The organism is Hyunsoonleella aquatilis, assembly GCF_014270105.1.
Lineage (GTDB): Bacteria > Bacteroidota > Bacteroidia > Flavobacteriales > Flavobacteriaceae > Jejuia > Jejuia aquatilis.
This window is the reverse complement of the sequence record NZ_JACNMF010000003.1, coordinates 345,098-364,121: the sequence shown is the minus strand read 5'-3', so window position 1 is coordinate 364,121 and position 19,024 is coordinate 345,098. Positions and strand designations below refer to the sequence as shown.

Annotated in this window: 16 protein-coding genes; 8 read left to right on the top strand and 8 right to left on the bottom strand. The window is 38.6% G+C overall.

The genetic code is table 11. The features are described 5' to 3' along the window. Positions 1–213: 213 nt before the first annotated feature. From H7U19_RS10220 to rlmD, 3 genes are all read right to left on the bottom strand, one after another. A complete protein-coding gene (locus H7U19_RS10220) occupies positions 214–957 on the bottom strand; it encodes a DUF6048 family protein (RefSeq protein WP_246454767.1) in 744 nt (247 codons plus the stop codon). Then, a complete protein-coding gene (locus tag H7U19_RS10215) occupies positions 929–1,468 on the bottom strand; it encodes a DUF6452 family protein (RefSeq protein ID WP_186561992.1) in 540 nt (179 codons plus the stop codon). Before H7U19_RS10215 ends, H7U19_RS10220 begins: the two co-directional genes overlap by 29 nt. Before the next feature lie 77 nt (positions 1,469–1,545). Continuing rightward, complete coding sequence (rlmD, locus tag H7U19_RS10210; RefSeq protein ID WP_186562617.1) at positions 1,546–2,955, bottom strand: 23S rRNA (uracil(1939)-C(5))-methyltransferase RlmD; 1,410 nt, start codon at positions 2,953–2,955, stop codon at positions 1,546–1,548. Positions 2,956–3,084: 129 nt separating this feature from the next. Between rlmD and H7U19_RS10205 the strand changes: the two genes are divergently transcribed. The 3 genes from H7U19_RS10205 to rocD all read left to right on the top strand — a co-directional run bounded on the left by H7U19_RS10205 (position 3,085) and on the right by rocD (position 5,519). Further along, entirely contained in the window at positions 3,085–3,648 is a 564-nt protein-coding gene (locus H7U19_RS10205; RefSeq protein ID WP_186561991.1) for an RNA polymerase sigma factor, read from the top strand. Next, a complete protein-coding gene (locus tag H7U19_RS10200) occupies positions 3,638–4,024 on the top strand; it encodes a DUF6768 family protein (RefSeq protein ID WP_186561989.1) in 387 nt (128 codons plus the stop codon). The genes H7U19_RS10205 and H7U19_RS10200 overlap by 11 nt, the downstream gene beginning before the upstream one ends. A 217-nt stretch (positions 4,025–4,241) precedes the next feature. Next, entirely contained in the window at positions 4,242–5,519 is a 1,278-nt protein-coding gene (gene rocD / locus H7U19_RS10195; RefSeq protein WP_186561987.1) for an ornithine--oxo-acid transaminase, read from the top strand. Positions 5,520–5,588: 69 nt separating this feature from the next. Here rocD and H7U19_RS10190 read toward each other — a convergent pair whose 3' ends face one another. Beyond that, the gene (locus H7U19_RS10190; protein ID WP_186561985.1) at positions 5,589–6,836 is read right to left on the bottom strand and encodes a tetratricopeptide repeat protein; all 1,248 of its coding nucleotides are present in this window, start codon (positions 6,834–6,836) and stop codon (positions 5,589–5,591) included. Between the two features lie 16 nt (positions 6,837–6,852). Further along, the gene (gene gyrA, locus H7U19_RS10185) at positions 6,853–9,402 is read right to left on the bottom strand and encodes a DNA gyrase subunit A (RefSeq protein WP_186561983.1); all 2,550 of its coding nucleotides are present in this window, start codon (positions 9,400–9,402) and stop codon (positions 6,853–6,855) included. Positions 9,403–9,664: 262 nt separating this feature from the next. On the opposite strand from gyrA, the gene H7U19_RS10180 reads away from it, so the two are divergent. The 5 genes from H7U19_RS10180 (at position 9,665) to H7U19_RS10160 (ending at position 15,358) form a co-directional block, all read left to right on the top strand. Then, entirely contained in the window at positions 9,665–12,214 is a 2,550-nt protein-coding gene (locus H7U19_RS10180) for an ATP-dependent Clp protease ATP-binding subunit (RefSeq protein ID WP_186561981.1), read from the top strand. A gap of 118 nt (positions 12,215–12,332) precedes the next feature. Beyond that, the gene (locus H7U19_RS10175; protein ID WP_186561979.1) at positions 12,333–12,896 is read left to right on the top strand and encodes an RNA polymerase sigma factor; all 564 of its coding nucleotides are present in this window, start codon (positions 12,333–12,335) and stop codon (positions 12,894–12,896) included. Positions 12,897–12,908: 12 nt separating this feature from the next. Beyond that, a complete protein-coding gene (locus tag H7U19_RS10170) occupies positions 12,909–13,475 on the top strand; it encodes a hypothetical protein (RefSeq protein ID WP_186561977.1) in 567 nt (188 codons plus the stop codon). Next, complete coding sequence (locus H7U19_RS10165) at positions 13,453–14,547, top strand: hypothetical protein (RefSeq protein WP_186561975.1); 1,095 nt, start codon at positions 13,453–13,455, stop codon at positions 14,545–14,547. Before H7U19_RS10170 ends, H7U19_RS10165 begins: the two co-directional genes overlap by 23 nt. Positions 14,548–14,596: 49 nt before the next feature. Beyond that, positions 14,597–15,358, top strand: a complete 762-nt coding sequence (locus H7U19_RS10160) for a head GIN domain-containing protein (RefSeq protein WP_186561973.1) — start codon at positions 14,597–14,599, stop codon at positions 15,356–15,358. 59 nt (positions 15,359–15,417) lie between these two features. On the opposite strand, the gene H7U19_RS10155 is transcribed toward H7U19_RS10160, so the two are convergent. The 3 genes from H7U19_RS10155 to H7U19_RS10145 all read right to left on the bottom strand — a co-directional run bounded on the left by H7U19_RS10155 (position 15,418) and on the right by H7U19_RS10145 (position 18,839). Continuing rightward, complete coding sequence (locus tag H7U19_RS10155) at positions 15,418–16,494, bottom strand: hypothetical protein (RefSeq protein WP_186561972.1); 1,077 nt, start codon at positions 16,492–16,494, stop codon at positions 15,418–15,420. A gap of 155 nt (positions 16,495–16,649) precedes the next feature. After that, positions 16,650–17,954 carry an MFS transporter gene (locus tag H7U19_RS10150; protein WP_186561970.1) on the bottom strand — a complete coding sequence of 435 codons (1,305 nt, stop codon included), beginning with the start codon at positions 17,952–17,954 and terminating at the stop codon, positions 16,650–16,652. Between the two features lie 60 nt (positions 17,955–18,014). After that, positions 18,015–18,839: a M48 family metallopeptidase gene (locus H7U19_RS10145; RefSeq protein WP_186561968.1), complete on the bottom strand. Its 825-nt coding sequence runs from the start codon at positions 18,837–18,839 to the stop codon at positions 18,015–18,017. Positions 18,840–19,024: the final 185 nt, after the last annotated feature.

Sequence of the window (19,024 nt, the reverse complement as noted above, 5' to 3'; positions counted from 1 at the left end):
CGCTCAAAATGAAAACCACAAACGTCATTACGAGGAATGAGGTACGAAAGACGAAGTAATCCTTTTCTTGATATGCCAAATCCGAGATTGCTTCACTACGCTCGCAATGACGAGGATACCGTCATTACGAGGGAGGCACGACCGAAGTAATCTCATCCTTTAAAGACGAACCCTAGATTGCCACGTCCTGCGTCCTTGCAATGAAGAAATCCTCTACTCAATCGGTACAATCACCTTGTCCTTTTTATACAAAGGAAGCCTATAGGTTAAGGTATAGGCATAACCAGAGCCTAATCGAGAGCTGTCATAGGTCTTTTGATACCCCGGAATGTAGATATTTTCAAAATTCTCGGGGATGGTTTCTGAGATCAATGCTTTAAGCTGGACGTTCAGACCCATATAAAGGTTGTTGAACAATTCAGCCTTGATACCAATGACCAATTCAGACCAAATTGCCGAAAGCCCATCTTTTTTGATCTCCCCCTCAGAGGTAAATTGAGGTTCCCAATATTGATTCGTACTATACACATTGAATGAATTTATGGTGTGGTTAAACGTACTGGCACCTACCCTAAACCCAAAATAGACCATATTATCCATGTCCAGCCAGTTTTGGTAAAGATTATAATCAATACCCGCCCTAAGGTAGCTTCCGGTGGTAGTCACATCCAAAAAATCCGTGATATTATCTTTGGTTTCGTTACCCAACTCTCCTGCGATGTACAGTTTTTTTGTGAGGCGGTAATCGGCTACAACCTCAAATCCAGTATATTCATCATCCAAAAAGGTTCGGATCAATTTGCTGGTGTCCACACCAAATCGCAATCCATATTTCTCTTTTACGGTAATGGAGTCGCTTGATGTTTCTTGTTCGGTATCGTCCTGAGCAATGGCAACATCGGTTCCAATCCAAAAAAATAATATGATACTAAAACAAAAGCTTAAAGTGTGTTTCATTTTCATCCTCTACAGATTGGTTTGCATTGATTGCTTGAATTTGAGTAACCCAACCATCACCTGGCGTAACAGTTACATTTTTAAAAATAGTTTTATAGCCACAGGCCCGAGACACGTAAACTTCTTCCGTTTCATATCGAATGGTCACGGTGTCTGTCTCACCTTCGATCTGATTACCATCGTCGTCTACTGCATACTCCTGAATAAAAGTATAGACGGTTTCGTTTTCATCTGTTCTTAAAGGAAGATATATTGTAGAGACATTTCCCGTACCGTCATAAGTAACTTCATTTTCTGTTCCAGGTAAAAAAATGGAAAGTGGGTTATCTTTGCCCTGCCCTACAATACGCAAATCAAAAATATTCTTACTTTCCTCTTGATCGGAAATATCAAAACTTTCAATAATTAATTTAGGAGTGGTTGCCGTGGAATCGGGACAAAGGTCGTCGCGTTCGCAACTATAATTGCCCACTATAAATAGCATTAAAACCAGTACACTTATTTTCTTCATCAATATTAATTATGTTTATTCGTTGATGCGTTTATTTGTTTAGTTGTGCTTTGTGCAGGGTTTAACAAATAAACCTTCTAACGTTTTTGCAATAAAACCACATTTTCTACATGAAAGGTTTGTGGAAACATATCTACAGGTTGTACTTTCACAACATTGTACATATCTTTCATCAATGCCAAATCACGTGCTTGTGTGGCACTATTACAGCTTACATACACAATCTTTTGAGCCCCAATATTAAGCAACTGAGCAACAACATCCTTATGCATCCCGTCGCGTGGGGGGTCTGTAATGACCACATCCGGTTGCCCATATTTAGCAATGAATGCTTCATTAAATACCTGCTTCATATCCCCAACCACAAATTCAACGTTGTCAATCCCATTTAATTGTGCGTTCTCTTTGGCTGCAGAAATGGCATCTGGAACGGACTCGACGCCTACCACTTTCTTTGCTTTTTTTGAAACAAATTGAGCGATAGTTCCAGTTCCGGTATAAAGATCGTAAACCAATTCATTACCTTTTAAATCTGCAAACTCCCTCGTGATTTTATACAATTCATAAGCCTGTTCGGAATTGGTCTGATAAAAGGACTTTGCGTTTATTTTAAACCGTAGCCCTTCCATTTCCTCAAAAATATGATCTTGCCCATGATAGCAAATTACCTCTTGGTCATAAATAGTATCATTGCTTTTGCCGTTAATCACATACAATAGAGATGTAATCTCAGGAAATGTTTCAGTCAAGAAATCCAAAAGCAACTCCCGTTGTGGCACATCTTCTTTAAAAAACTGCAATAAGACCATCACATCTCCAGTACTGGATGTACGAATCATAAGTGTTCGTAAAAATCCAGATTGTTGCCTTGTATTAAAAAATGGCATTCCATTTTCAACGGCAAACCGCTTTACCGCATTCCGAATGGTATTGGATGGATCACGTTGCAAATGGCACTTCTCAATATCTAAAATCTTGTCCCACATGCCCGGAATATGAAACCCGAGGGCATTTCTATCTCCTAAATCTTTATCCGACTGGATTTCCTCCTTCGTGAGCCATCGACTATCGCTAAAGGAAAACTCCATTTTGTTCCGATAGAAATACTGTTCTTTTGAACCTAAAATTGGAGTAATACTTGGCAATTCCAGGTGACCAATTCTAGTGAGGTTGTTCACCACCTCTTTTTGTTTGTAGTATAACTGATGCTCATAGCCCATGTCCTGCCATTTGCAACCGCCACAGGTGCCAAAATAGTCACAAACTGGTTCCACCCTTTTTTCTGAAAACTTGTGAAAATTTGTGGCCTTGCCTTCGTAATACGCCTTTCGCTTTTTAAAAGTTTGAACGTCTACCACATCACCAGGCACGGCATTGGGCAGAAATACCACCTTCCCGTCGGGCGCTTTAGCCACGGTTTTTCCCTTGGCTCCTGCATCAATCACCTCCAGGTTTTCAAATACCAGATGTCGTTTTTTTCTAGGCATGGTGCAAAAATAACAATAGCCATAAATAAATGCTGATTTATTTGGGTTAACTTTAATCTTTTCCATTTTTATATAAAAATGAACCTTTTTCACTTTTATCCGTCTAGCAATTAAAAGGGTAATATTTCAATGGCGAAATACCAAAATGACATAGACCGTGAGCTCATTCTGAAATTTCAATCAGGGGACAAAACAGCATTAAATACATTGGTAAAACGCTGGCACAAAACCTTTTGCGAAAAAGCATACTGGCTAGTAAAAGATGCGGATGTTGCAAAAGATATTGCACAAGAAAGCTGGACTGTCATAATAAACAAAATAAACACTCTAGAAAAACCTGAAAGCTTCGGAAGCTGGGGATTGCGTATCGTTTGCAACAAATCTATGGACTGGTTGAACAAGAAAAAGCGAAGCCAAAAACATATAGAGCAGATGGAACATGAAGAGGAAATTTTAAGTTCGCCAGATGAGGGAGCGGACATAAAAGAGCGACTAAAGGTGAAACTCTTGGAAGCCATCAACCTTTTACCAACGCACCAACAAATAGTCATTAAATTGTTTTATGCTGAAGATTACTCGCTTAAAGAGATAAGCAAAACTTTGAATATATCTGTTGGAACAACAAAATCAAGACTGTTCCACGCACGTGAAACATTAAAACAACTTTTAAAACAATATCGTTATGAAAACTAATATGGAAGACATTGACAAATTGATCAAGGAAACTTTAACAGAGGAAGAGGCCAAATTCTATGATGAATTGGAAGAACAGAATGTTTTGGAAATGGTTTGGGGCCTGTTCCGAGGAAAGAATAAATGGATTATGTACCTAATGAACTTTATGACGCTAGTATTCTTTGCCCTTTTCATTTACTGCGTTGTGCAATTTTTTAATGTAGAAAGTACTTTTGAGCTCATAAAATGGGCAACAGGAAGCCTTGTATTTCTCATTGGGGTAAGCATGCTCAAGGTATTTGCCTGGATGCAAATGGACAAAAATGCCATTTTAAGGGAACTTAAACGGTTGGAATTGCAACTATCCTCCTTAACCGGAAGATTATCCGATTAATTTTTACGGATTACTATTATTTCTTAAATTGCAAACCTATCCAGGGATGATTTCTCTCCCACGCTGCTTTTTCGTCCCGATAACTATCGGGATTTCCGAAAGAATAAAGGTACAGAAGGAATGGTTATTTTATCCGCTTAGCGGCACTTAATTATTATGATGATATTTGAGATATTTCACATAATGAAAAAGTGTAAATATTTTAAATTATCTTAAAATGACTGTTTTAGAACAATTAACTTCAGGTGATGCAATTGCCTTAGAAAACAAGTATGGAGCGCACAACTACCACCCACTGCCAGTGGTACTGACCCGCGGCAAGGGGGTCCATGTCTGGGATGTTGAAGGCAAAAAGTATTATGATTTTTTATCCGCTTATTCAGCAGTTAACCAAGGGCATTGCCATCCAGAAATTGTGAATGCTATGACCGAGCAAGCTCAGGAATTAACTTTGACATCAAGGGCGTTTTACAACGACAAGTTGGGACAATACGAAAAATTTGCCTGTGAGCTATTCGGTTTTGATAAACTATTACCAATGAATACTGGAGCTGAAGCTGTTGAAACTGCCTTGAAAATTACCCGTAAATGGGCTTACGAAGTCAAAGGTATTGATGAAAATGAAGCCGAAATTGTGGTCTGTGAAAATAACTTCCATGGAAGGACTACAACGATTATTTCATTTTCAAACGACGCTACAGCCCGCGAAAACTTTGGACCATATACCAAGGGGTTTATCAAAATTGAATATGACAATATTGAGGCATTAGAAGATGTGCTAAAAAACAATTCAAACATAGCTGGTTTTTTGGTAGAGCCAATTCAAGGTGAAGCAGGAGTTTATGTTCCAAGCGACGGTTATTTGGCCAAAGCCAAAGCTTTGTGCGAGCAATACAATGTTCTATTTATTGCTGATGAAGTTCAAACAGGAATTGCAAGAACTGGACGTTTATTGGCCACTTGCGGCAACTGCTCATGTAAGAATAAAATGTGTAGTGGTACTCCGGACGTTAAACCAGATGTACTAATTCTTGGAAAAGCATTGAGCGGTGGCGCCTATCCCGTAAGTGCCGTATTGGCCAACGATAATATTATGAATGTAATAAGACCCGGTAATCACGGTAGTACATTTGGAGGCAACCCCATAGCGGCAACCGTGGCTATAGCCGCGCTGAAAGTAATACAAGAAGAAAACCTAGCGGAAAACGCTCATAAGTTGGGGGAATTATTCAGGGAAGAATTAAACAAGTACATTGAAAATAGCTCCGTTGTAAAATTGGTAAGAGGAAAGGGGCTTCTTAATGCCATTGTAATTAACGATGATGAGAAATCCAATAAAGCTTGGGATGTCTGCCTTGCACTTAGAGACAACGGTTTATTGGCAAAACCAACGCATGGCAATATCATTCGCTTTGCACCACCATTGGTAATGACAGAAGAACAATTACTAGATTGTGTTTCCATAATCGTTTCAACGCTTAAGGAATTTGAGTAGTAAAGGAATTAAACAAAAAATCCGGAGTTATGAAACTCCGGATTTTTTCAACTTGTGGTGAAGTATTGATTACCCACCCATGGCTTCTACTTTGGCTTTCATCGCCTTATATTTGTCGGTTTCACCCAGTACACTGTAAATATTCATTAAAGTAGTGGCTGCGTTTTCGCTCTTAGGGTTTATTTCCAAAGCCTTTTCCAAGTATGGTATAGCTTCTTTGTATATAGATTGTCGCTTCTCCTTCAGTTCCTCATACTTTCTATCGTCCGCTGCGGAACTTCCCAGGTTGTTCATCTGCTCAATTATTTTGCTTTCTTCACTTAATACCAATACGGCAGAATTGATGTATGCGTTAACGTAATCTGGATTCAGCTCTATAGCTCTTTTGTAGTAAGCCTTAGCCTCTTCCGGATGATCGGACTCGGCAGCGATAACACCTAAATTGTATTGTAATTCGGCATTATCAGGTTCCATTTCCGTTGCCTTTTTTAAAAGCTCCTGAAATTTCTCTGTATTGCCCATTTTATAATGGATATTCGCTTCTGAAATAACAAGGCCTACATCTTCAGGGTTTTCTGTTCTAGCATCTTCCATGGCCTTAATGGCCTTATCATCATCTCCTTGAGAAACATAAATTAAAGCTACATTTTTTACGATTTCTCCTCTTTTGGATTCGCTCATTTCATCAGTAGGGTCCTTGTGCGTTTTAGAGGCAACTGAAGCTTTTCTAATAGCATCGTTTGGAAAACTTTCTTTTTCTCCTGTGGCAACGTTAACAGCATAAAGTTGTTTAGTTATCCCGGTATAGCCCAATTGCTTTAATTTTTCATACAATTTCAAGGCACGGTCATAGTCCGGAATATTTACGGCAGTGGCCGCAGCGTAATAAAGATAAATTGTATCCTTTTTACTTATACCATAAAGCTTTTCAAAATAACTTGAGGCTGGTCCATATTTCTTATTTTCATAGGCCTTATTTCCTTTTTCAAGAATTTTGCTAAGCATATCGTTTTTAACCTCGTTTACCTCTTTTTTATATTCCCCTTCCGATTTTTTAAAGGACGCTAATGCTTTGTCCAAATCTGCGTTATTGGCTGCTCCATTTGAGTATAGTGCCAAACCATTTAAATAATGATACTTGGCCTTTAAGTCATCTTCCATAGAACCCAACATAGGTTCCACCTGTGCCAAAGCTGCTTTTGCCTCAGCAAAATTGTTTTGTTTAATGGCCTTCTCTGCCGTCTTTAGTTCTTTCTTTTGGGCAAAAGAAAATATACCAACTGAAAAAGCTAGGCCTAAAATAATCTGTTTTCTCATTTTAATTTAATTTGTGTTATTCATTGTTGTTGTTGTCTTCACTATCTGAATTATCAATAGTTGTGCCATCGTTGGAAACATCTGTTTCTGTGGTATGGTCTACTTCGTCGTCACCATTTACGTCATCCTCATCATGCATCACCTTAGCCACAGCTGCAATGGAATCTTTGCCTTTAAGATTTATCAATTTCACACCTTGCGTAGCACGTCCCATCACTCGCAAATCCTCAACCGCCATTCTTATAGCAACACCTGATTTATTGATAATCATTAAATCATCGTTATCCGTAACATTTTTGATAGATACTAAATTACCTGTTTTTTCGGTAATCGAAATGGTTTTTACGCCTTTTCCTCCCCTATTGGTAATACGGTAATCGTCTAAACTAGAGCGTTTTCCATATCCGTTTTCTGAAACCACTAAGATATTGCTTTCCATGTCATCTACGGCAATCATTCCTATCACTGCATCATTGTCATTGGCTAGTGTAATACCTCTAACACCTGAGGCGTTTCTACCCATCGGTCTGGTTTTTGCTTCTTCAAAACGGATAGCTTTTCCGGATTTCAATGCCAACATCACCTGGCTTTCACCCGTTGTTAACTTGGCTTCAAGTAGCTCATCATCTTCTCGAATGGTAATCGCATTGATACCGTTGGTCCGTGGTCTGGAATATTGCTCTAAAGACGTTTTCTTAACCTGCCCTTTTTTGGTGGCCATAATGACGTAGTGACTATTGATATAGTCTTCATCCTTTAAGTCCTGAGTACAAATGAATGCCATCACCTTATCATCCTGCTCAATGTTGATTAGGTTTTGAATGGCACGCCCTTTGGATGTTTTTGCACCTTCAGGAATTTCGTATACGCGCATCCAAAAACATTTTCCTTTTTGGGTAAAGAACAACATGTATTGGTGGTTGGTGCCCACGAAAAGGTGCTCTAAAAAGTCCTCGTTTCTCGTGGTAGACGCTTTTTGTCCAACACCTCCTCTATTCTGAGTTTTGTATTCGTTGAGCGAAGTTCGTTTGATATAACCCGCATGCGAAATGGTGATAACCACCTTTTCATTTGGAATCATATCCTCGATACTCAAATCACCACCGGAATATTCAATGTTTGAACGTCTTTCGTCGCCATATTTATCTCGGATAACAATCAATTCTTCCTTGATGATATCCATTCTACGGTCTTTCTTGTCCAAAATATCTTTTAAATCAGCAATCGTTTTGATGATTTCTTCATATTCCGAACGCAATTTATCCTGTTCCAGTCCTGTTAATTGACGCAAACGCATCTCTACTATGGCTCGGGCCTGAATTTCAGAAAGTTTGAAGCGCTCAATTAAATTGTTGCGGGCTTCATCGGCATTTGATGACGCTCTGATGATTTTTATGACCTCGTCTATATTGTCTGAGGCAATAATTAATCCCTCTAAAATGTGGGCGCGTTCCTCAGCTTTTCTCAATTCGTAGGTCGTTCTTCTAACGACAACCTCATGTCTGTGCTCTACAAAATAATGGATTAAATCCTTTAGGTTTAAAAGTTGTGGTCTTCCTTTTACTAGGGCAATGTTATTTACACTAAATGAGGACTGTAGCGCCGTGTACTTATATAATTTATTTAATACAATATTTGGAATGGCATCGCGTTTTAAAACGTAAACGATACGCATCCCTTTCCTGTCGGACTCGTCACGAATGGTGGAAATCCCTTCCAGTTTTTTCTCATTGACAAGGTCGGCAGTTTTCTTAATCATTTCCGCCTTGTTCACCTGATAAGGAATCTCGTCAACAATAATACATTCGCGACCGTTTACCTCTTCAATATTGGCCTTTCCTCTTAAAACAATACGGCCTCTACCTGTTTGAAACGCTTCTTTCACCCCATCATAACCATAAATGGTACCTCCAGTAGGGAAATCAGGAGCTTTTACATGCGTCATCAATTCCTCAACCTCAATATCATTATTTTCAATATAGGCTATGGTACCGTTCACCACCTCTGTTAAATTATGTGGAGGCATATTGGTAGCCATACCCACCGCAATACCGGACGCGCCATTTACCAATAATCCTGGAATTCGAGTAGGCAGAACAGTAGGCTCTTGAAGAGTGTCATCAAAATTTAACTTATGATCCACGGTTTCCTTATCGATATCCGCCAACATTTCTTCAGAAATCTTCTGCATCCTGGCCTCGGTATAACGCATAGCTGCAGGGCTATCCCCATCAATGGAACCAAAGTTACCCTGGCCATCCACGAGCATGTAGCGCAAACTCCAATCTTGGGCCATACGAACCATCGCATCATAAACTGAGGTATCACCATGTGGGTGGTACTTACCTAAAACTTCACCAACGATTCTCGCTGATTTTTTATGTGCCGAATTCGCCCTAACACCTAATTCGTGCATACCAAAAAGTACACGACGGTGAACCGGCTTTAAGCCATCCCTTACGTCCGGTAAGGCACGTGACACAATGACCGACATTGAATAATCAATGTAGGCGGATTTCATTTCATCTTCAATGTTAATAGGTATCAGTTTTTCTCCTTCTGCCATATGAAATTTTATTTAATTTTTATCAAATTTTCAAAACGTGCTAATATACGAATTTCCGTAGTGTTAATAAGCGATTTCCGTTTCGTTTTTGGTACTTTTTATTAACAATTTCACCCTCTTTTTTCGTTAATAAGTTATCCGCGAATATCCTTTGATTTTATGAATATTTTTTCGTCAATTAGCCTGACTTCTACATTTTAGGGTACAGTTTTTGCCGTTAGTAAAATGTTTTAGTATTTTTAATGCAGAAAGGAACTTGACTATGGATGATAATTTTTCCCCAAGAGTAAAAGACGTAATTGCATACAGCAAAGAGGAAGCTTTACGTCTTGGCCATGATTTTATAGGTACCGAACATCTAATGCTTGGGCTGTTACGTGATGGCAACGGCAAGGCTATCGACATATTGAACGCTTTAGATATCGACCTGAACCATTTAAGGCGAAAGGTTGAAATTTTAAGCCCGGCCAACCCAAATATCAGTGTGGCTTCCAATCAAAAGAAGAACCTTCACCTGACCAGGCAGGCGGAGCGTGCTCTAAAAACTACCTTCTTAGAAGCAAAGCTGTTTCAGAGTTCTTCTATTAATACTGCACATTTATTATTATGCATTTTGCGCAACGAAAATGACCCAACTACCAAACTACTGAATAAACTTAAGGTAGACTACGATAATGTTAAAGAGCAATTCAAACAAATGATTACAAACGAAAACGATTATATAGAGCCTAAGGCGGAATCTTTCCAAGATGACGATGCCAATTTAGGAGATGAGTCTTCAAAGGAGAATATTTTTAATACGCCATCTGGCAAGTCCAACAAGAAGTCCAAAACCCCCGTTCTGGATAATTTTGGAAGGGATTTAACGGTTTTGGCTGAGGAAGGCAAGTTAGACCCTGTGGTAGGCCGTGAAGCTGAGATACAGCGCGTCTCTCAAATTTTAAGCCGAAGGAAGAAAAACAACCCGCTCTTGATTGGTGAGCCCGGTGTTGGTAAATCTGCCATTGCCGAAGGTTTGGCGCTTCGAATTGTAAAACGAAAAGTGTCCAGGATTCTTTTTAATAAGAGGGTGGTGACTTTGGATTTGGCGAGTTTGGTTGCCGGAACGAAATACCGTGGCCAGTTTGAAGAGCGCATGAAAGCCGTGATGAACGAACTGGAAAAAAATGACGATGTTATTCTATTTATAGATGAAATACACACCATTGTTGGTGCTGGTGGTGCTACGGGAAGTTTGGATGCTTCCAATATGTTTAAGCCCGCTTTGGCACGTGGTGAAATTCAATGCATCGGAGCGACAACTTTGGATGAATACCGACAGTATATTGAAAAAGATGGTGCTTTAGAGCGTCGTTTCCAAAAGGTGTTGGTACAACCCACTACCGTTGAGGAGACTATAGAAATCCTAAACAATATCAAAGGAAAATATGAGGAGCACCATAATGTTGATTTTACGCCAGAGGCCATTGAAGCCTGTGTAAAATTGACCAATCGCTATATGACGGATAGATTCCTACCGGACAAAGCTATTGATGCTTTGGATGAAGCCGGAAGTAGAGTTCACATTACGAATATTGATGTGCCTCAACAGATTTTGGAACTTGAAAAGAAATTGGAACAGGTTCGGGAAACCAAGAATTCTGTAGTCAAAAAGCAGAAATATGAAGAGGCCGCCAAATTAAGGGATGATGAAAAGCGTTTGGAAAAGGAACTCTCTATAGCCCAAGAAAAATGGGAAGAGGAAACCAAACAGCATCGAGAAATTGTAACAGAGGACAATGTGGCAGATGTGGTATCTATGATGACAGGTATTCCTGTGAATAGAATTGCGCAGACTGAAATCAATAAATTGGCCGAACTGCCAAACCTAATTAAAGGAAAAGTGATTGGTCAGGATGAAGCAGTTGCCAAAGTGGTAAAAGCCATTCAGCGCAACCGCGCTGGGCTGAAAGACCCGAACAAGCCGATTGGTTCTTTTATTTTCCTTGGACAAACTGGTGTTGGAAAAACCCAGTTGGCGAAAGTTCTGTCTCGCGAGTTATTCGATAGTGAGGATTCTTTGATACGTATCGATATGAGTGAATACATGGAGAAATTCGCCATTTCTAGATTGGTAGGTGCCCCTCCAGGATACGTTGGTTATGAGGAAGGCGGACAATTGACGGAAAAAGTACGCCGCAAGCCTTATTCCGTAATTCTATTAGATGAAATTGAAAAAGCGCATCCAGATGTGTTCAATATGTTGCTACAAGTGCTTGATGACGGACATTTGACGGATAGTCTAGGAAGAAAAATCGATTTTAGAAATACAATTATCATCATGACGTCAAACATTGGCGCCAGAAAACTAAAGGATTTTGGCACTGGTATTGGTTTCGGAACGGCTTCACAAAAAGCCCAGGAAGATGCCAATGCGCAGAAAGTCATTGAAAATGCATTGAAAAAATCATTTGCACCAGAATTTTTGAATCGAATTGATGATGTGGTCGTATTCAACCCTCTTGAAAAAGAGGATATCAACAAAATTATTGATATTGAATTGGACAAGCTTTTAGCTAGAATCAAGGACCTTGGCTATGTACTTAAATTGACCAAAAGTGCTAAAGATTACATTGCTGATAAAGGCTTTGATAAGCAATACGGCGCACGTCCTTTAAAGCGAGCTATTCAAAAATATGTTGAGGACGCTTTGGCTGAAGAAATCGTCGCCTCAAATATTGGTGATGGCGATAAAATTATTATCGATTTTGATAAAAAGGAGAATGAGCTAAAAATTGATATCGAAAAAGCCGAAAAGCCCGCCGAGTCCTAATTTTTAGATAATTATAAATATTTAAAACCTGCATCAAATTATGGATTGCAGGTTTTTTTTGTTCCTAACTGTAACAAATTCAATTCAGGTATATCTTTAATAACGAAACCTAGTTTTTTTGACGCCTAACCATCAAAATATTGAAAAACTAATTGCATTGTGCATCGAGGGCAACCAAAGCGCACAGATGGAAGTCTATAATAGATATTACAAGGCCATGTACAACACGTCCATTCGTATTGTAAAAAACAGTTTTGAAGCCGAGGATATTATGCAGGATTCGTTTTTAACAGCTTTTACCAAATTGGGTTCCCTCAAAGACACCAAAACTTTTGGGCCTTGGTTAAAACGAATCGTGGTGAACAACAGTATTTATCATTATAGAAAAAGAATTAAGCATCAAGAAACGGCTTTGGAAGATGTACTCTATAAAATTGAAGATGAAAGCGATGGCATAGAAAGCGAGCAAACCTATCAAAATGCCAAAGCACAACAGGTGTTGACTGCCATGAAAGGACTAAAGGATAATTACAGAATAGCATTGACGCTAAGTTTAATAGAAGGCTACGATAATGAGGAAATAAGTGAAATTATGAAAATAAACCACGGTAATTGCCGCACACTCATATCAAGAGCCAAAGACAGTCTTAGAAAAAGACTAAATGAAGCTTTGGTGAACTAAAACATAAAAGTGATGAACAAGGATAATTTGGACGAACTTTTTGAAAATTTAAAGGAGGAATTTGATGTTGAGACGCCAAGCGTTGACCACGAGCAACGCTTTTTGAACAAACTCCAAACCAATAGCGGGCCACGCTTGGTTGAAGCTCCTAAACAAAGGCGTCGTTTATGGAAGCCATTAATCGGTGTGGCCGCTTCTATCGTATTGCTCATCGCATTGACTTTAGGAGCACCGAAAACAAATGAAATCAGGGATTTAGCCAGTGTATCGCCAGAAATGGCGGAGGCCCAAAACTTCTTCAGCGCAACGATTTCAGAAGAATTAAACAAATTGAATGCGGAATCCGACCCTAACGCACAAGTCTTAATTCAGGACGCTATTAAGAGATTAAATATGCTGGAAAAAGAATACCAAAATTTGAAAATGGATTTGACCGAAAGCGAAGAAGATAAACGTGTCATTTACGCCATGATTTCAAATTTTCAGACCAGAATTGACATATTACAAAGGACTTTGTTGGAAATAGAACATGTAAAACAATTAAAATCATCATCAAATGAAACGAGCAGTACCATTTAAATTAACCCTTATACTTTTTTTAATTCCGCTACTATCTATCGCTACGGACAATTCGGGATTACCCGGTAAATACAAAAAAGAAAAGGTCATTAAAAAAGAATTCAAAGTATCGGCAAATGCCAATCTTACGGTGAACAACAGTTACGGTAATCTTGACATTGTAACTTGGAGCGAAAACCGAATCGTCTTTGAAATTACGATCATGACATCGGGCAACAATGAGGAAAAAGTCCAAGACAAACTGGACGAAATCACTGTGGAATTCAATGCGGACAATAGCAATGTTTCTGCAAGGACAAAATTCGGCCAAGGCAAATCAAGTTCATGGTGGAATTGGGGCGGTAAAAATAATGTCCACATGAAAGTGAACTATATCGTAAAAGTCCCAATCACTAATAGTATCGATTTAAACAACGACTACGGCAACATCAATGTAGGCAAACTAAAAGGTCGCGCAAAAATCAATTGTGATTACGGCAAAATCACGACCAAAGAGTTACTTGCCGATGACAACCAACTTACATTTGATTATACCAGCGGTTGTTATTTCGACTACATTAAAACTGGTAAAATAAACGCAGATTACAGTAGTTACAAGGTTGGTAAAACAAAAGCCTTGGACATCAATGCAGACTACACCCAATCGGAAGTAGATATCGCCGAAGACATTACTTATAACTGTGATTACGGCTCATTAAAAGTACACAATGCCAACACGGTAAGTGGCAATGGCGACTACGTCACAATTCTAATGGGAAATATATATAAAGCCGTTTCTATCAAAGCGAGTTATGGAGCCGTTAAAATTGAAAAATTACACCCAAGTTTTAAAGGATTAAATCTGAAAACCGATTATACGGGTATCAAAATTGGATATGACTCCAGCTTGGACTTTGACTTTGATCTGGATTTGGAATATGCCGATATTAGTGGTGATACGGATTTCAATTTTTTACAGCGCATACGGGAATCACACCGGAAAAAGTACATCGGGTATTACGGCACTCAAAACTCAAGCAATAAGCTTACCATTTCTTCGGACTATGGCGGGGTAACTTTCTACAAACATTAAATCATCAAACTGCCCTGAGCGTAGTCGAAGGGCCAAAAAACGAACAGTTATGAAATCAATCAGAAAAACACAATGTGCATTTACGCTTTTGAGCTTATTATTTGTTTCAACGGCCTTTGCGCAATGGGGAAAGGGCATAAAAGGCAACGGAAAAGTAACCACGATTACCAGGTCAACCAGTGATTATGAAGGCATAAAATGTGCGGGTTCAATGGATTTTGTTCTTGTAAAAGGAGAGGAAGGCAACATTAAAATTGAAGGGGAGGAAAATTTACTGAAGTATATCATTACTGAAGTAAAGGATAGTAAACTCATCGTGAAGACAAAAAAGGGCGCTTATATAAAACCAAGCTGGGGCAAGCCCATTAAAATCACAATTCCTTTTGAAGACATCAGCTCTGTATCATTAAGTGGTTCAGGAGACATCGTAAGCGAGGATATTATTAATACTGAAAATCTATCCGTACACCTTTCGGGCTCAGGTGATATTGCTTTAAATATCAAAACAGAATCTACCGAAAGTGCCATCTCAGGTTCTGGAGACATCACTTTAAAGGGGTTTAACCAAAACCTAAAAACCAAAATTACAGGCTCAGGAGATTTCCACGGATTTGATTTGGACACTAACAATACTGAGGCCTCAACTACCGGTTCCGGTGATATTGAAGTAGTGAGCAACAAATTTTTAAAGGCTAGAGTAACTGGCTCCGGGGATATCGAGTATAGAGGTGATCCTAAATTAGATACAAAGGTTTCAGGTTCGGGAGTATTAGTAATTAATGAAATATTTTCCAAACTTCGAATACCTTAAAAGAATATCTATCAATCCCACTTAAAAATGTATAAGCGGGATTTTCGATTTAAAAAGTATTAATAATTAATCGGGAGGATTTCCCCGGTATAACTTGACTTAAAACAAGGAAAATCATCATCATCAATTCTGGAGTCAAACAAGTCAATTACTGAATCAAAACAGACATTATAAATGCCATCCTCTACTATACTAATGCTCAGTACGCCATTAAAAATTATATTTCGCTCATCACATAAGAACAAACCATCATCGCAACCTTCGTCACCAAAAAAGCCTCCTGCTAAATAAGATTCATTCGAAGGTCTTATTTCAAATAAGCCAGGAATCACCTTTTGATTATCGCTTGTGCCTTTATAATAAATTTCAAATTCCAATAAATAAGTCTGATCAGTAATTGAAACTATTCTATTTTCATTATTAAGAGTAATTATTCCATCAGTGATATACAACAACTTACTGTAATGATCATTCTCTCCATCATTATTAAAATCAACCAGGTATGTTTCACTACCTAGATATACTTTACTTATGTTTAAATCCTTATATATACTATAATCACATGGAATAGGCAACCCGAAAGTATCGAACATCTTTAAATTATCACAGTCATTATTTCCAGAGGAATTATCTACACTACAGTCACCTAAACTTTGTATGATAGCAGACAAGTTTACGTCAGTTCCACAAGCACTAATTTGTTCTTGTAAGGCAACTTTATATGAACTACATAGAGCCGAATAGTTTTGATCGTTGGCATTTTCAAATGCTTGCTTGGCATTAGCTGATTTCTCCTCAGCAACGTCACACACACTTAATTGCTCTTCACAATCGCCCAAAGCATCAAGCAATATCTGAAGTGTTCCGTCCTGATCTCCACAAAGTGCTATTTGATCCTCTAAAGCCTTCTTATAAGCATTACAAAATTCACCATAATTGGAATCAGATATAGAAACCCCTTGAAAAGTTAGGGCCACTTCAGCCGTATTTTGTGTCGCCTCAGAACAATTCGAAGCTATAGGGCCACCACTATTATCGGTTTGTTCAGGAACCTCGCCTTCAAAAGGCTCGATGTTGCAGGAGACAAAAATTAAAGCCAAAATAACAACTCGGGAAAGATATTTCATAAAATTCATTGGGCACTACTTATGTTTAGCACAAACAAACATAGGGATTTATAACAACTAAAAGCTAAACATTCCGATTATCCCATCGACTTTTCTACGAAGTGACTTAGATTAAAGTTGAATGGCAATTCCGACATCAATCTTATCAATCATACTCAAATCAATTAAGATTGTGTCGAATCCAATTTTGGGACTCTAAATAGTAAAATTATCCCGGCAAGGAAGAAGACTACCAAAAACAAAATAGCATTGCGCATACTACCGGTAATTTGGTCAATTGTTCCATAAATGACCATCCCTATAACAATCCCTATTTTTTCAGCAACATCAAAAAAACTAAAATAAGATGTGGTGTCTTCTGTTTGGGGTAAAAATTTCGAGTAAGTAGAACGCGCTAAGGATTGTACGCCACCCATCACAAAACCAACCAGGCTGGCCCCAAAATAAAACTGATATGGGGTCACCATAAAATAGGCATAAACGCACAGTGCCATCCAAATGAAATTAATGCCAATTAAAGTTCTAATGTTGCCATATTTTGAAGACGCCTGTGAAGTTAAAAAAGCCCCTAATATTGCCACGAGCTGAATAATAAGGATACTCCCTATTAATCCAAAGGTTTTACTGTCACTACTGCTCCATGCTATTTCTTCCTCGCCAAAATACACCGCCACCAACATAATCGTCTGCACCGCCATACTAAATACAAAAAAAGCATATAGATACCGTTTTAATCGAAGATTTTCTAATAACTCCCTCCAAACCGCATGCAATTCCCTAAATCCGTTAAAAACAACATCCTTGGTGACTTTGTGCCCTGAGGACACCCCTTTTGGTAACCATTTAAATGAATATTGGCTGAATAAGGCCCACCACAACCCAACCGTAACAAATGAATAGCGCATCATGGCCATTTTTGATTCACCGGACTCCTGAGTCATTACCATTCCTAAATTAACCATCAATAAAAGCACACTTCCCACATAACCCATAGAAAAGCCCTTGGCACTAATGCTATCCTGTTGTTCAGGAAAAGCGATATCTGGCAGATAGGAATTATAATATACCAAGCTGCCCCAGTACCCTATAAGGCCCATAAAATAAAAGAGCAAACTTAGATGGATACGGTCCAAACTAAACCAATATAAACCAATACACCCAGCGCTGCCCAAATAGCAGAAAAACTTCAAAAAGTTTTTCTTGTTACCAACATAATCGGCTATCCCCGAAAGGATCGGTGACATTACCGCCACCATCAAAAAGGTAAATGCTGTAACAAAAGTGATGAGCGCAGTACTCTTAAATTCCGTTCCAAAAGCTTCTACCCTTTTAACTTCTGACAGAAACAATGCGGAGTAAAAAATTGGAAAAATGGATGAAGTAATGGTAAGTGTATAAACCGAATTGGCCCAATCGTAAAATGCCCAGGCATTCAGTAGTTTTTTGCTTCCTTTTTTAAGTTGGTTCATAAAAAAAGTCACGCTTTATTTGCGCGACTTCTAAAGTAATAAAATATTTTATTCCGATCGTTAATTTATACTTCTAAAGGATGAAACCCCAAATTTATTGGCTTCCTTTTTTGCAAGTGGCGCCCATTCTTTTAAATTGGTAATCCTCGTATCATTTGAAGGATGCGTACTTAAAAATTCCGGTGGTGCTTGCCCTCCACTATTAGCTTTCATTCGTTTCCACAATTCAGAAGCCTCGTCAGGGTTATATCCAGCAATGGCCATCAAATAGATTCCTATTTTATCAGCTTCACTTTCGTGGCTTCTACTAAATGGTAACATCACCCCTACGGTAGAGCCAATCCCATAAGCTTGATTAAACATATCTCTTTTCCTTGCGTCTTGAATGGCAATATTTCCTGCAACGGCGCCCAGCTGTTGCAACATGCCTGCACTCATTCGCTGTTGACCGTGATTGGCCAAAGCATGTGCTACTTCATGGCCCATAATCGCGGCTACACCGGTTTCACTTTTTGCAATAGGCAAAATCCCGGTATAAAAAACAATTTTTCCACCCGGCATACACCAAGCATTCACCGTTTTATCATCTACTAAATTATATTCCCATTGATAATCCTCCAAATAACCTTGGTGATTATTCGCGTTTAACCAACGTTCTGCAGCAACCGCAATTCGCTGTCCTACCCTTGTAATCATTTCCGCATCTTTGGTTCCTTTTACTACCTTATTTTCATTCAAAAACTGGTTGTACTGGGCGAAAGCCGTTGGAAACAACTGAGAATTAGGCACTAATGCCAAGGTTTTCTTTTGCGTAAATGGATTTGTTGCACAGGCCACGATAACTGCCAGAACAATAGCTCCTATGATTGTATTTTTTAAATTCATAATTCCTTTAATTTAGAGTTAAATGTACAAAATCGAATCTTAATTTTATGACCCTTTTACTTTTAATTGGTCACTTTTTTATTCGATATTTAATGATTTAATTATTCATAAAATTTAGTTGATTAGCATTTGGTTTTTTGACCTACATAAAATTATTCATTAGATAGCTGTTATGATTTGAATGG